This window comes from Streptomyces sp. NPDC094034, from assembly GCF_040303865.1.
Lineage (GTDB): Bacteria > Actinomycetota > Actinomycetes > Streptomycetales > Streptomycetaceae > Streptomyces.
The window spans coordinates 1-15,579 of record NZ_JBEOUD010000064.1; the positions used below are offsets into that span (position 1 = coordinate 1).

Sequence of the window (15,579 nt, forward strand, 5' to 3'; positions counted from 1 at the left end):
CCTGCCCGCCGGCCGGGGTCTGTCGGCGGTGGTGCATGCAGCCGGTGTGCTGGATGACGGTGTGTTCGGTTCGCTGACCGCCGAGCGAATGGACACGGTTCTGCGTCCGAAGGTGGACGCGGTCTCGCATCTGCACGAGTTGACGGCGGGTCTGGATCTGTCGGCGTTTGTTGTGTTCTCGTCGGCTGCTGGTGTCTTCGGTGCTGCGGGGCAGGCCAGTTACGCCGCTGCCAACAGTTTCCTGGACGCGCTTATGCATCACCGGTGTGCCGCGGGTCTTCCGGGCTTGTCACTGGCCTGGGGACTGTGGGAAGGCACGGGCGGAATGGGCGGTGAGCTGGGGGAGGCCGACCTCGGCCGTATCGAGCGCTCCGGCATCCGAACCCTGACCCCCGCCCACGGCCTCACTCTCTTCGACGCCGCTCTTCGGACCGACCGGGCCCTGCTCGTTCCCGTCCCGCTCGACCTGGCCACGCTCCGTAAGCGTGACAGTAACCCTGCTCTGCTACGGGCGTTGGTCGCCGGATCGTCGCGGCGGACCGCCACCACCCGTACCCGCACTGGTACCGGTCCCGGCGCGGAAGCCGCTCTGCCGTCGCTGCGGCAACGGCTCCTGGCCCTGCCGCAGGCCGAGCGTGAGACGGCGCTGCTGGATCTCGTACGTACTCAGGTCGCGGCCGTGCTCGGCTACACCGGACCCGACGCGGTCGCGCCCGAACGAGCCTTCCGTGAGCTCGGCTTCGACTCGCTCACCGCCGTCGAACTGCGCAACGGCCTCGTCAAGGAAACCGGCCTCACCCTGCCCGCCACGCTCGTCTTCGACTACCCGAGCCCCGCCGCCCTCACCACGTACCTACGGATCGAACTGCTCGGCGCCCTCGCCGAGACGACCTCGGCACCCGCGGTGACCACGGCGGAGGACGAGCCAATCGCGATCGTCGGGATGAGCTGCCGCTACCCGGGCGGGGTCGCATCCCCGGAGGACCTGTGGCGGCTCGTGGCCTCCGGCACGGACGGGATCTCCGACTTCCCCACCAACCGCAGCTGGGACCTCGACGCCGTCTACCACCCGGATCCCGAACACCGAGGCACCTCGTACACTCGCGAGGGCGGTTTCCTGCACGACGTGGCGGACTTCGACGCGGACTTCTTCGGGATCTCGCCGCGTGAGGCGCTGGCGATGGACCCTCAGCAGCGGCTGCTCCTCGAATCCGCCTGGGAAGCGATCGAGCGGGCCGGCATCGACCCGAAGTCGCTGAAGGGCTCGCGCACCGGCGTCTACGCCGGTCTGATGTACCGCGACTACCTCATCCGGCTGCGAGCCGTGCCGGAGGCCCTGGAAGGCTTCCGCGGCACCGCCAGCAGCGGAAGCGTCGCCTCGGGGCGTGTGTCGTACCTCTTCGGCCTGGAGGGGCCCGCGGTGACGGTGGACACCGCGTGCTCCTCGTCCCTGGTCGCGCTGCACCTGGCGGTGCAGGCACTGCGCCGCGGCGAATGCACCCTGGCACTGGCCGGCGGTGTCACCGTGATGTCGTCCGCCGGGACGTTCGTGGAGTTCAGCCGGCAGCGCGGCCTTGCGCCTGACGGCCGGTGCAAGTCCTTCGCCGACACCGCCGACGGCACCGGCTGGGGCGAGGGCGTGGGCATGCTGCTCGTGGAGCGGCTGTCGGACGCGGTACGCAATGGCCATCGCGTCCTGGCGGTCGTACGCGGCTCGGCCGTCAATCAGGACGGTGCCAGCAACGGCCTGACCGCCCCCAACGGCCCGTCCCAGCAGCGCGTGATCCGCCAGGCTCTGCAGAGCGCGGGGCTGACGACGTCGGACGTGGACGCGGTCGAGGCGCACGGCACGGGCACGAAGCTGGGCGACCCGATCGAGGCGCAGGCACTCCTCGCCACCTACGGCCAGGACCGTCCCGAGGACCGCCCCCTCTGGCTCGGCTCGATCAAGTCCAACATCGGCCACACGCAGGCCGCCGCGGGCGTGGCCGGCATCATCAAGATGGTCATGGCCATGCGCCACGGCACCCTTCCGCGCACCCTGCACGTCGGCACGCCCTCGTCCCAGATCGACTGGACGACCGGCGCCGTCCAGCTCCTCACCGAGGAGCAGCCCTGGCCGCAGACGGAGCAGCCCCGCCGAGCGGGCATCTCCTCCTTCGGCATCAGCGGCACCAACGCCCACGTCATCCTCGAACAGGCACCGGACACCGCCAATCCCATTCCCGCTCCCGATCGCGATCCCGAGCCCGGTCCGGAGACAGCGGCCGGCGGTCTGCTGCCGTGGGTACTCTCCGCGCGATCGGTGGAGGCACTGCGGGCCCAGGCTGCGCGACTGCTGGACTTCGTCGAGCAGCGGCCCGAACTGCGCGCCACGGACGTCGCGTACTCGCTGATGGACCGATCGACGTTTGAACACCGGGCCGTGGTGGTCGGCCGGGAGCGCGAGGAGTTCCTGGAGTCGCTGCGGTCGCTCGCCCGGGACGGTAGCGCGTCGGGGACGGGGCCGGGTGTGCCGGCGTCTGGTGATGGCCTGGCGGTGGTGTTCACCGGCCAGGGCAGCCAGCGGCTGGGGATGGGCCGTGAACTGCACGAAGCTTTCCCTGTGTTCGCCGACGCCTTCGAGGCCGTCTGCGCGGAACTGGATCCCCTCCTCGGCCGGAGCCTGCGTGAGGTGATGTTCGAGCAGGGCGAGCTGCTGGACCGGACTGCTTTCACTCAGCCCGCGTTGTTCGCGGTTGAGGTCGCGCTTTTCCGCCTGGCCGAGTCCTGGGGCATCCGGCCCGCCTTCGTGGCCGGCCACTCCGTCGGCGAGATCGCCGCCGCGCATGTGGCGGGCATTCTGTCGCTGCGTGATGCCGCTGTGCTGGTTGCCGCGCGGGGCCGGCTCATGAACGTCCTGCCCGAGGGCGGCGCCATGGTCGCCGTCCAGACCGGCGTCGACCAGGTCACCCCCCTGCTGGTGGACGGGGCGGCCATCGCGGCCGTCAACGGTCCCCAGGCCGTCGTGGTCTCCGGCACCCAGGAAGCAGTGACCCAGGTGACCGAGCAATTCCGCGCGTCCGGCATCCGTACCAAGGAACTGCGGGTCAGTCACGCGTTCCACTCGCCGTTGATGGACCCGATGCTGGAGGACTTCCGCACGGCCATCGCGGACGTGTCGTTCGCCCCGCCGCAGATCGGTTTCGTCTCCGCGCTCACCGGAACCCTCGTCACGGACGAGGCATGCACGCCCGACTACTGGGTCAGGCACGTCCGCGAAACGGTCCGCTTCACCGATGCCGTGCACACCCTGAAGGCCGAGGGCGCCTCGGTATTCCTCGAACTCGGCCCCGACGGCGTGCTCACCGCCATGATCCAGCAGATCCTGCCCGATGACAGCACCACCATCGCCGTCCCCGCCCTCCGCCGCGACCGCCCCGAACCTCGGACCATCACCACCGCGGTCTCCGAACTCCACCGCTGTGGCGTCGACTTGGACTGGGAAGCCCTCTGCGGTGTGTCGGTCGACTGGGACACCTTCTTCACCGAGTCCGGCGCCACCCGCGTCGACCTGCCTACCTACGCCTTCCAGCACCAGCGCTTCTGGCTGGAGGACGCCGCCGACGACTCGTCCTCGTACGACGTCGTGTCCGTCGGTCTGAAGCCGGCCGGACACCCGCTGCTGGGCGCCGCGATCTCGCTGCCCGACAGCGACGGCTTCCTCTTCACGGCCCGGCTGTCGCCGCGCTCGCACCCCTGGCTGGCCGACCACCGCGTACACGGCACACTCATCGTCCCCGGCGCCGCTCTCGTGGAGTTGGCGGTCCGGGCCGGTGACGAGGCGGGCTGCGACACCCTCGACGAGCTGAGTCTCGAAGCTCCGCTCGTCCTGCCCGAGGACGGCGGCGTGCAACTGCGCGTGCTCGTCGAGGCACCGGACGCGCGCGGGCTTCGTACGGTGAACCTGTTCTCCCGCGCGGAGAACGCCGACGAGGACGCGCCCTGGGTCCGGCACTGCACGGGCGAGCTCTCCTCCACCGCGCGCCCCGCCGAGGACGCCGACGGTGACCTTTCGGTGTGGCCTCCGGCGGGCGCCGAGCCGCTGGAGACCGATGGTCTGTACGGGGCGCTGGCCGAGGCCGGACTCGTGTACGGCGACGCCTTCCGGGGTGTCCGGTCCGCCTGGCGGCTCGGTGACGAGGTCTTCGCCGAGGTCGCGCTGCCGGAGGAGGCCGCACGGGACGCGGGTCGGTACGGGCTTCATCCGGCGCTCCTCGATGCCGCGCTGCACGGGATCGGCCTGGGTTCGTTCGTCTCGGGAGAGGGGTCGGGGGCGCGACTGCCGTTTGTGTGGTCCGGTGTGTCGCTGTACGCGGTCGGGGCGTCCTCCCTGCGCGTACGCATCGCCCCGGTCGGCACGGACACGGTCGCGCTGACGCTCGCCGACACCACCGGCCGCCTCGTGGCCACCGTCGACGGACTCGTCCTGCGCGCCGTCTCCGGTGGCCGGTTCGGCGGCGACGGGGAGGAGTCCGGTCCGCGCGACGCGCTCTTCCGGCTCGACTGGACCGAGTCCACCGTCGCCGACACGGCCCCGCCCGCCCTCGACTGGGCGCTGCTCGGCTCCGGCACCTCCCCCCTCCTCCGTACCCTCGCGTCCTCGGGAGCGTCCTCGGGCCTCGATCTCCGTACGTACGAGGACCTCGACGCGCTCGCCGCCGCGACACCGATACCGGCGGTCGTGGTCCTGCCCTGCCCGGGCACGCTCTCGGACCGGGTCCCCGGCGACGACGCCGAACACGTGCGTGCCGTGGTCGGTGACGCCCTGCGGAGCATCAAGTCCTGGCTGGCCGACGAGCGGTTCGCCGCGTCCCGGCTGGCCCTCGTGACCTCGGGCGCGGTCGCCCCCCGCGCCGGGGAGCCCGTACGGGACCTGGCATCGGCCGCCGTCTGGGGCCTGGTCCGCTCGGCGCAGGCCGAGAACCCGGGCCGGCTCGTACTGGTCGACATCGAGGCCGAGGCCGAGGCCGCACCCGAAGCCGGTACCGACACCGACGCCACCCGGTCGACGCTGCCCACCGCCCTGCCCACCGCCCTGCCCGCCCTCCTGGCCACCGACGAGAGCCAGTTCGCGCTGCGCGCCGGCACGGTCCTCGTACCGCGTCTGGCCAAGGCCCGAGCCGGCGACGCCCTCGTGCCGCCGGCCGAGGAGGCCGCCTGGCGGCTCGACATGGCCGGCCGGGGCACCCTGGAGAACCTGGCGCTGGTCGCCGCCCCGGAGGCAGCCGAGCCGCTGGCGGCCGGGCAGGTCCGGATCGGCGTCCGGGCGGCGGGCCTGAACTTCCGTGACGTGATGCTGACCTTGGGGCTCTACCCGGGTGACTTCGTGCTCGGCGGCGAGGGCGCGGGCGTGGTCCTGGAGGTCGGCCCGTCGGTGACCCATGTGCGTCCGGGCGACCGGGTCATGGGCATCTTCGACGGCGCGTTCGGGCCGACGGTGGTCGCGGACGGCCGTACCGTCCACCGCATCCCCAGGGGCTGGACGTTCGCCAAGGCCGCCGCCGTGCCCATCGTATTCATGACGGCGTACTACGCCCTCGTGGACCTGGCCCACGCCCGGCGCGGCGGGTCCGTGCTGATCCACGCCGCCGCGGGCGGCGTCGGCATGGCGGCCGTGCAACTGGCCAGGCACCTGGGCCTGGAGGTGTACGGCACGGCCAGCCCCGGCAAGTGGCGGACGCTGCGGGCGATGGGCCTGGACGACGCGCACATCGCCAACTCCCGGACCCTCGACTTCGAGCGCGAGTTCCTCGACGCCACCGATGGTCGCGGCATGGACATCGTGCTCGACTCGCTCGCGCGCGAGTTCGTGGACAGCTCGCTGCGGCTGCTGCCCCATGGCGGCCGGTTCCTGGAGATGGGCAAGACCGACATCCGGGTCCCCGAGGAGGTCGCGGCCGGGCACGCCGGTGTCGCGTACCAGGCGTTCGACCTGGTGGACGCCGGGCCGGAGCGGATCGGCGAGATGCTGGCGGCCCTCGTCGAGCTGTTCGAGAGCGGGGCGCTGGCTCCCCTGCCGGTGACGACCTGGGACGTCCGGCACGCGAAGGACGCCTTCCGGCACGTCAGCCAGGCCCGGCACGTCGGCAAGGTCGTGCTGACCGTGCCGGCGCCGCCGGACCCGCGGGGCACCGTCCTGATCACCGGCGGCACCGGCACGCTGGGCGCCCTGATGGCCCGTCACCTGGTGACGCGGCACGGGGCGCGCAGGCTGCTGTTGACGTCCCGGCGTGGCCGGGACGCCGCAGGGGCCGCCGAGCTGGAGCGGGAGCTGACCGCGCTGGGCGCGAGCGTCGACATCGCCGCGTGCGACGTGGGCGACCGGGCGGCCCTCGCCGGGCTGCTGTCCGGCATCCCGGTCGACCACCCGCTCACGGCGGTCGTCCACACCGCAGGTGTCCTCGACGACGGCATCGTCTCCTCACTCACCGAGCAGCGGCTGGCGACGGTGCTGCGGCCCAAGGCCGAGGCGGCGCTCGCCCTGCACGAACTCACCCGTGACCTGGACCTGTCGGCGTTCGTCCTCTTCTCCTCCGCGGCCGGGGTCTTCGGCAACCCCGGCCAGGCCAACTACGCCGCCGCCAACGCGCTGCTCGACGCGCTGGCACAGCACCGCCGCGCGCTGGGCCTGCCGGCGGCCTCGCTGGCCTGGGGCCTGTGGGAGGAGTCCAGCGGCATGACCGGGCACCTGGGGGACGCCGAGCGGAGCCGTACCCGCCGGTCGGGCGCCCCGGCGATCGGCTCCGAGGAAGGCATGGCGTTGTTCGACACCGCGTGCGCCGACGGCTCCGCCGTCCTGGTGCCCGCCCCGCTCGACCTGGCCGGGCTGCGCGGGGCGGCCAGGCCGGTCCCGCCGCTGCTGCGCGATCTCGTACGGGCAGCAGCGCCGGGACGACGGGTCGTGGCGGCCGCCGAGGACCGCGCCGACGCGGTCTCGCCCGCCGAGCGGCTCGCCGGGCTGTCCAAGGCGGCGCGCGACCGGGAACTCCTCGATCTCGTACGGGAGAACACGGCGGTCGTCTTCGGACAGGCGTCGTCGGACCTGGTCGACGTCGCACGCCCGTTCAAGGACATGGGCATCGACTCGCTGACCGCCCTCGAACTGCGCAACCGGGTCGCCGCGGCCACCGGACTGCGGCTGCCTCCCACGCTGCTCTTCGACTACCCGACGCCGGCCGCGCTGGCCGAGCGGCTGCGGGAGGAGTTCGGCGACCGGGAAGACGACCGGGAGCGGGAAGCGGACACGGGACGGTCTGTCCTCAAGGAGATCGAGCGGCTCGAGTCCGTCCTCGACTCGGCCGGATCGTTCGACGCGGCCGACGAAGCGGACGTGACCGCGCGCCTGCGGGCACTGACCGCGGCCTGGACGGCCCGTACGACCACGATCGTCGAACCGGCCGGGGGCACCGACATCGAGTCGGCGACCGCGGAGGAGATCTTCGACATGCTCGACAGCGAACTCGGCACTCCCTGAACCCCGGTGGCCGGCCGTGCCTGCCCTGGCCCTGCGCGCCAGTGAATCTCCCATGGAGCAAACCCACGTGACGAACACCGACACCAACACCAACACCAACCCCAACGCGAACGCCAACACCCCACCCAACGAAGCCAAACTGCTCGACTACCTCAAGCGGGCCACCACCGACCTGCGCGAGAGCCGGCGCCGCCTGAGCGAGGCCGAGGCCAAGGAACGCGAGCCGATCGCGATCGTCGGCATGAGCTGCCGCTTCCCCGGCGGGGTGCGCTCCCCGCGTGACCTGTGGGAGCTGGTGGCCCACGGCGGGGACGCGATGACGGACTTCCCCGCCAACCGGGGCTGGGACGTCGACGCCCTGTTCGACGACGACCCGGGCCGGTCGGGCACCTCGTACGTCCGCAAGGGCGGCTTCCTGCACGAGGCGGTCGACTTCGACGCCGACTTCTTCCGGATCTCGCCGCGTGAGGCGCTGGCGATGGACTCCCAGCAGCGGCTGCTCCTGGAGACCGCCTGGGAGGCGTTCGAGGACGCGTCCATCACCCCCGCCTCCGTGCGTGGCACGGCGGTCGGGGTGTTCGCCGGGGTCATCCACCACGACTACGCGACCAGGCTGTCCGCCGTGCCCGAGGGCCTCGGCGGCTACCTCAGCACGGGCACCGCGGGCAGCGTCGCCTCCGGGCGCATCTCCTACGTGCTGGGGCTTGAGGGACCCGCGGTGACGGTGGACACGGCGTGCTCGTCGTCGCTGGTGGCCCTGCACCAGGCGGTACAGGCGCTGCGCCGCGGCGAGTGCACCATGGCCCTGGCCGGCGGTGTCACGATCATGTCGTCCCCGGGCCCGTTCGTAGAGTTCAGCCGCCAGCGCGGCCTCGCCCCCGACGGCCGGTGCAAGTCCTTCGCCGAGGGCGCCGACGGCACGAGTTGGGGCGAGGGCGTGGGCATGCTGCTCGTGGAGCGGCTGTCGGACGCGGTACGCAACGGACACCGGGTCCTGGCCGTGGTGCGGGGTTCCGCCGTCAACCAGGACGGCGCGAGCAACGGTCTGACCGCACCGAGCGGACGGGCCCAGCAGCAGGTCATCCGCCAGGCGCTGCGCAGCGCGGGGCTGACGACGGCGGACGTGGACGCGGTCGAGGCGCACGGCACGGGCACGAAGCTCGGCGACCCGATCGAGGCCCAGGCACTCCTCGCCACCTACGGGCAGAGCCGGGCGGAGGACCGGCCGCTGTGGCTGGGCTCGATCAAGTCCAACATCGGCCACACGCAGGCCGCCGCGGGCGTCGCGGGCGTCATCAAGATGGTGATGGCGCTGCGCCACGGGACGCTGCCGCGCACCCTGTACGTCGACGCGCCCTCCTCGCAGGTGGACTGGACGACGGGCGCCGTCGAACTGCTCACCGAGGAGCGGCCGTGGCCGCGGACGGGGGAGCCCCGGCGCGCGGGCGTGTCCTCCTTCGGCATGAGCGGCACCAACGCCCACGTGATCGTCGAGGAGGCACCGGCGTCCGCCCCGGCCGCACCCGACCCCGCACCGGCGTCCGCCCCGGCCGCCCCCGCCCCGGCGACCACGGACGCCGCCCCCGTGCTCCCCTGGCCGCTGTCCGCACGCAGCGAGCAGGCGCTGCGCGCCCAGGCGGCACGCCTGCGGGCCCACCTGGACGGCCTGCCGGAGGCGGACCCCCGCGACATCGGCTTCTCGCTGGCCACCGGACGCTCGGCCTTCGAACACCGGGCCGTGCTGCTCGGCACGCACCCCGACGAGTTCCGGGCGGGTCTGGACGCCCTGGCCGCAGGCGAGCCGCCCGCCGACCTCACCGACCTCACCGACCTCACCGACCTCGCCGCACTCGTCACCGGCACCGCCGACGCCGGAACGGACGGCGGCGTCGTCTTCGTCTTCCCCGGCCAGGGCGCCCAGTGGGCCGGCATGGCCGTCGAACTCCTGCGGGTCTCCCCGGTCTTCCGCGACCGGATGCACGCCTGCGCCGACGCCCTCGCCCCGCACGTCGACTGGTCACTGCTCGACGTGCTGCGCGGCGCCCCCGGCGCACCCACCCTCGACCGGGTGGACGTCGTACAGCCCGCGCTCTTCGCCATGATGGTGTCGCTCGCGGCCCTGTGGCAGTCGTACGGGGTCGAGCCGGACGCGGTCGTCGGCCACTCGCAGGGCGAGATCGCCGCGGCCTGCGTGGCGGGCGCCCTGTCCCTGGAGGACGCCGCGCTCGTCGTGGCCCTGCGCAGCCAGGTGCTGACCGGACTGGCCGGCCACGGCGGGATGATGTCCGTGGCACTGCCCGTGTCGCGGGTGGCCGAGGACCTGCGCCCGTACGGGGACCGGCTGGCCGTCGCCACCGTCAACGGGCCCGCCTCCACCGTCGTCGCGGGCGGGACCGACGAGCTGAACGAACTCCTCTCCCGGTACGAGGCCGACGGCGTCCGGGCCCGCCGCATCCCGGTGGACTACGCGTCGCACTCGCCCCAGGTCGAGTCGATCAGGCAGCGCCTCCTCGACGTGCTCGCACCGATCAAGCCCCTCACGCCAAGCCTGCCCCTGTACTCCACGGTGACCGGCGAGGTGGTGGACGGGCCGGTCCTCGACGCCGAGTACTGGTACCAGAACCTGCGCCGCACCGTGCGGTTCGAGCGGTCGGTGCGCGACCTCCTCGCCGACGGCCACCGCTTCTTCGTCGAGGCGAGCCCCCACCCGGTGCTCACCCTGGGTATCGACGAGACGCTCGGATCCGGCCGGCGTGCCGTGGTGGTCGAGTCGCTGCGCAGGGACCACGGCGGCCTCGACCGGTTCCTGGAATCGGTCGCCCGACTCCACGTCCAGGGCGGCCCGGTCGACTGGAGCGCCGCCTTCGGGCCGCACCGGCCCCAGCCGGTCGACCTGCCGACGTACGCCTTCCAGCACCGGCCGTACTGGCTGCGGGGTGGCGCGCCGGGAACGAACGGCGCGGGCGCGCCCGGGACGAGCACCACCGGTCACCCGCTGGCCGGTTCGTGCCTGGAACTGCCCGAGACCGGGGCGCTGTTGTTCACCGGCACGCTCGCGCCGCGCACCCGCCCCTGGCTCGCCGAGCACACGGTGTTCGGGACGGCGGCCGTGCCGGCGTCCGTGCTCGTCGAGACGGCTCTGGCGATCGGTGCCGAAGCGGGCTGCCCGCGCGTCGAGGAACTCACCGTGGAGACCCCGCCCGTGCTGCCCCGGCGTGGCGGTCTCGACCTCCAGTGGCTCCTTCAGGCCCCGGACGCCACCGGCCGGCGCCGGCTCACCGCGGCGTCCCGGCCGACCCACGGCACCGGTGGGGACGACGAGCCGTGGACCGCCCACCTGACGGCCGTGCTCACCGACGCCCAGCCGGACGCGGCCGGCTTCGACGTCGCCGCCTGGCCGCCCGCCGATGCCCACCCGCTGTCCCCGGAGGAGCTGTACGAGCGGCTCGCCGACGCCGGGCATGGTCACGGTCCGACGCTGCGGGGCGTCACGGCGGCCTGGCGGCGAGGCGACGAGCTCTTCGCCGAGGTGACACTGGAGTCCGGGCTCCACGAGGAGGCGGACGCCTTCGCCCTGCACCCCGTGCTCCTCGACGCCGCACTCCACCCGGCCCTGGCCACCACGGCCCCGGCCCCGGACTCGGGCCGGGAGGACGGGCCGCTGCTCGCGCGGTCCTGGCACGCGGTCGAGCTGCACGCGACCGGAGCCCGGTCCCTTCGGGTACGCGCCGTCCTCGGCGAGTCCGGCACGGTGGCCGTACAGGTGGCCGACGTCGCCGGGCGTCCGGTCGCGTCGGCCGGTGCTGTGCATACCGCCCCGGCGCCGGTCGCCGGTGCGCCCGACCCGACGGCCGGGTCGGTCACGGCGCTGCGCCTGTCCTGGGAGACCGTGCCGGAGTCGGCGCGCACGTCGCCCGTACCCCGGAGCTGGGCGCTGCTCGGCGCCGACAACGCGCAGGCCGAGGAGTGGCGGCAGGCGGACCTGGCCGCCGCCCCCTACGTCGACCCGGCCGCGCTGCTCGGCGTCGCCGAGGCGGGGGCCGGGCTGCCGGACGCGGTGCTCGCCCCCGTCCCGCCCGTGGCCCGCCCGGTCACCGGCGACGCGGTCCGCGCCGCCGTCTCCCGGGCCCGGCGGCTCCTCGACGGCTGGCTCGCGGACGACCGACTGGAGGGCACCCGCCTCGTCGTCGTCACGCGCGGCGCCGAGGCGGTCCTGCCGGGGGAGACCGTCACGGACCTCGCCGGTGCGGCCGTACGGGGCCTGGTCAGGGCCCTGAGGTCCGCCCCCGGCGGCCAGGGCGACCACCTCGTCCTCGTCGACCTGGACGACAGCGAGGCGAGCCGGAAGGCGCTGCCGCAGGCCCTGACCACCGGCGAGCCCGAACTCGCGCTCCGGGACGGCCAGATGCACGCCCCCCGCCTGGCGCGGTCCGCCCCCGCCGGCCTCCCCGACGGCGGGTCCGCCGAGGCCGCGCACCCCACCGTCCTGCTCACCGGCGCACTGCCCGGCCGCCGCGCCGACCAGGTCGTCCGGCACCTGGTGGCCCGGCACGGCACCCGGCGGCTGCTGATCGGCGGCCACCCCGCCGAGGCCGCCCTCGCCGCCCTGCGCGACGCGGTCCCCGACACCGAGGTGCGCACCGCCGACCCCGCCGCCGGCCTCTCCGACGAGTCGCCCACGCTGCTGGTGCACCTCGCCGGAGCGGGCGGGGCGGGCGGCGACGACGCCGCCCTCGGCGTGGAGATCGACACCGTGCTCGCCCTGCACCGGCTCTTCGGCGGCACCGGGCAACGGCGGACGCTCGGCCTCGTCACCCCGCTCGGGGCCCTCGGCGCGCCCGGCTCCGAAGGCGGCGAACACAGCGCCGTCCTCGGCGCCTTCCTCACCGCCCTCGCCCGGCAGCGCCTCGCCGCCGGCCTGCCCACGGCCCTGGCCGCCTGGGGCACCGACGACGACCTCCGCCCCGCCCCCGCCGCCGCGGGCGCCACCCACGACGGCATCCCGCCCGGCTTGGCGCTGCTCCGGCCCGCCGCCGGCCTCCGGCTGCTCGACGCCGCGCTCGCCGCCGGTGACGTCCTCGTCGGGGCCCGCCCGGACCTCGCACGGCTGCACGCCTCCGGCACCGGCATACCGGCGCTGCTGCGCGGCCTGACGCCCGCGCCACCGCGCCGGGCGGCCAACGAGGAGGCGGCGGACGGGATTCCGCCGCGCGACCGGCTGGCCCGGATGTCCGCCGAGGACCGGGAGACCGCCCTGGGAGACCTGGTCCGCGCGCACGCCGCCGCGGCCCTCGGGCACGCGCGGGCCGACGCCCTCTCGGTGGACCGCTCTTTCACCGAGCTGGGCTTCCAGTCGCTGACCGCGCTCCAACTGGTCCGCCACCTGGAGACGGCCACCGGGATCGCCCTGTCGCCCGCGGTGGTGTTCGACCACCCGTCCGTCACCCGGCTCGCCCGCCACCTGGACTTCCTGCTAGGCGACGGGCCCCGACCGGACCGCCCCGCGCGGCAGCCGGACGGCGACACGCTCCTGCACCTCCTGCGCGCCGCCCACGGACAGGGCCGTACCGCCGAGGGCACCCGGCTGCTGATGGCGGCCTCCCGGCTGCTGCCCGAGTTCGGCGGCCGGGACGAGGTGGCCTCCTGGCCGGCCCCGGTGCGGCTCGCACCGGAGGGCGAACTCCCCGGCGTCCTCGCCTTCCCGTCCCTCGGCGCGGTGTCGGGCCCCCACGAGTACCTGGGCCTCGCCTCGGCCCTCCACGGCACCCGCGGCCTGGCCGTCCTGCCCCATCCGGGGTTCACCGGCGGCGAGGGGCCGCTGCCGCGTACCTGGCGGTCGCTGGTCGAGGCCCAGGCCCAGGCCGTGCTGGAGGCGTCGGGCGGAACACCCGCGATCCTGCTCGGCCACTCCTCGGGCGGCTGGGTCGCGCACGCGGTCGCCCGGGAACTCGCCGCGCAGGGAGCGCCGCCGTCGGCCGTGGTGCTGCTCGACACGTACGCGCGCACCGAGGACGGCCACAGCCTGTCCGTCCTCACCGGCCGGCTCCTCGACCTCGCCGGCGACGGCGAGAACGCCTTCCTGGCGCCGGCCGACGCCGGACTGCTCGCCATGGGCGGCTATCTGCGCGTGTTCGCCGAGTGGACCCCCGAGCCGGCCGCGGCGCCGACACTGCTGCTGCGCGCCACGGCCCCCGGCGGCGGGCAGCCGGCCGACCGGCGGACCACACCCGGCGGATGGGAACACGTCGACCGCGAACTGCCCGTCCCCGGCGACCACTTCTCCCTCCTCGGGGCCGACGCCGCCACCACGGCCGCCGCCCTCGACGGCTGGCTGCGCGGGCAGGAGGCACGCGGATGACCGGCCCCGACGACCTGCCCGGCCGGCTGCTCGCCGTGTCCGACCCGCACATCGTCCACGAGGAGAACCGCGCCCTCCCGCGGGAGCGGATCGTCCCCCGCTCGCCCGGCGACTGGCTGATCGTCGCCGGGGACGTCAGCGAGACGGTGGCCGGGATCGAATGGGCGCTGGACCTGCTCGACCGGCGCTTCGCGCGGGTGGTGTGGGCATCCGGCAACCACGAGCTGTGGACCCGCAAGAGTGACCCGGTCCAGCTGCGCGGCGAGGAACGCTACCGGCACCTGGTGGAGATCTGCCGCCGGCTCGGCGTACTGACCCCGGAGTTCGCCACCGGCCGGCACTGCGCCCGGCTCGCGCTCGCCGACCTCGACGTCCCGCCGGGACCGATCGGGGCCGGTCCGCGCGGCGAGCCGCGCTGGCCCGGCGGGATCGTCGGCAGCCTCACGCACTGCGCGTCGTTCCGGGCCGCCGCCGTGGCGCGCCGCACGGACCTGCTCGGCCTCGGCATCGACGCCGAGCCGCACGCCCCGCTGCCGGACGGAATCCTCGACGCGATCGCGCTGCCCGAGGAGCGGAGCCACCTCGATCAACTGGCTGATTCGGATCAGGAGTTCACCTGGGATCGGCTGCTTTTCAGCGCCAAAGAGTCGATCTTCAAGGTATGCTTCCCGCTGGCAAGGCGTCATCTCGGTTTCGACGAAGCCCGGATCGAGCTCGGCAGGGACGGATGCTTCACGGTGCGCCTCCTCGTCCCCGGGCCGCGGGTGCACGGTCGTTCTCTGACCGGGTTCACGGGGCGGTGGATGGTGGGCCGGGGGGCTGGCACTGACAGCGGCGACCGTTCCGGTCGGCGGGTCCGCCGACCTCGGTACGGCGGAACGACGGAACGAGAAATGGACGCGGCATGGCCGACCAGCACACCCTGAGCGACCTGTGGCTCAGGCGGTATCACCCCGCACCCGACGCCGGCCTGACCCTGGTGGCCTTCCCGCACGCCGGTGGCGCCGCCAGCTATTTCCAGCCCTTGTCGACGGCGCTCTCCCCGGGCGTCGACGTACTGTCCCTGCAGTACCCGGGGCGGCATGACCGCAGGTCAGAGCCGTGCCTCGACAGCGTCGACCGGCTCGTCGAGGGCATCTTCCAGGTGCTGAGCACCTGGGCCGCCCGCCCGCTGGTCTTCTTCGGACACAGCATGGGCGCCACTCTCGCCTTCGAGACGGCGCGCCGGATGGAACGGGAGTCCGAGGCGCGGCTGCTCGGCCTGATCGTCTCCGGCCGCCGCGGGCCGCGGACCATCCGCGAGGAAACGGTTCATCTGCGGGACGACGCCGGCCTGATCGCCGAGATCCGCAAGCTGAACGGGACGGACTCGGCCCTGCTGGAGGACGAGGAGATCCTGCGGATGATCCTCCCGTCGCTGCGCGCCGACTACACCGCCGTGGAGACGTACGTGTACCGGGACGGCCCGCCGCTGCGCTGCCCGATCAGCGTCCTCACCGGTGACAGCGACCCACAGGTGACCCGGGCCGAGGCCGAGCGCTGGGCCGAGCACACCACGGCGGACTTCCGCCTCCGCGTCTTTCCCGGAGGCCACTTCTACCTCAACTCCCGGCCGGCCGAGGTGATCAAGGCGCTGACCCAAGACCTGGACGCCTACCGTGGCGCCCCCAAGGTGTCGGAGAGAAAAGACTTCTGATGGAGGATC

3 protein-coding genes and 1 pseudogene are annotated in these 15,579 nt (G+C 74.1%); all 4 read left to right on the forward strand.

Annotated features, from left to right (window positions below; translation table 11 throughout):
• On the forward strand, positions 1-7,516 hold a 7,516-nt coding region (locus ABTZ59_RS34185), incomplete at its 5' end, for an SDR family NAD(P)-dependent oxidoreductase (protein ID WP_503003832.1).
• A gap of 124 nt (positions 7,517-7,640) precedes the next feature.
• Positions 7,641-13,874, forward strand: a pseudogene (locus ABTZ59_RS34190) (acyltransferase domain-containing protein); the annotation flags it as partial.
• Entirely contained in the window at positions 13,871-14,800 is a 930-nt protein-coding gene (locus ABTZ59_RS34195; RefSeq protein WP_351423659.1) for a 4'-phosphopantetheinyl transferase superfamily protein, read from the forward strand. The pseudogene ABTZ59_RS34190 and the gene ABTZ59_RS34195, both read left to right, overlap by 4 nt.
• On the forward strand, positions 14,779-15,570 hold the full coding sequence (locus ABTZ59_RS34200) for a thioesterase II family protein (RefSeq protein ID WP_351423666.1): 792 nt from the start codon (positions 14,779-14,781) through the stop codon (positions 15,568-15,570). The genes ABTZ59_RS34195 and ABTZ59_RS34200 overlap by 22 nt, the downstream gene beginning before the upstream one ends.
• Positions 15,571-15,579: the final 9 nt, after the last annotated feature.

Coding starts and splice junctions, on each gene's coding strand:
- ABTZ59_RS34195 (WP_351423659.1), top strand. CDS start 13,871: ATGACCGGCCCCGACGACCTGCCCGGCCGGCTGCTCGCCGTGTCCGAC.
- ABTZ59_RS34200 (WP_351423666.1), top strand. CDS start 14,779: ATGGCCGACCAGCACACCCTGAGCGACCTGTGGCTCAGGCGGTATCAC.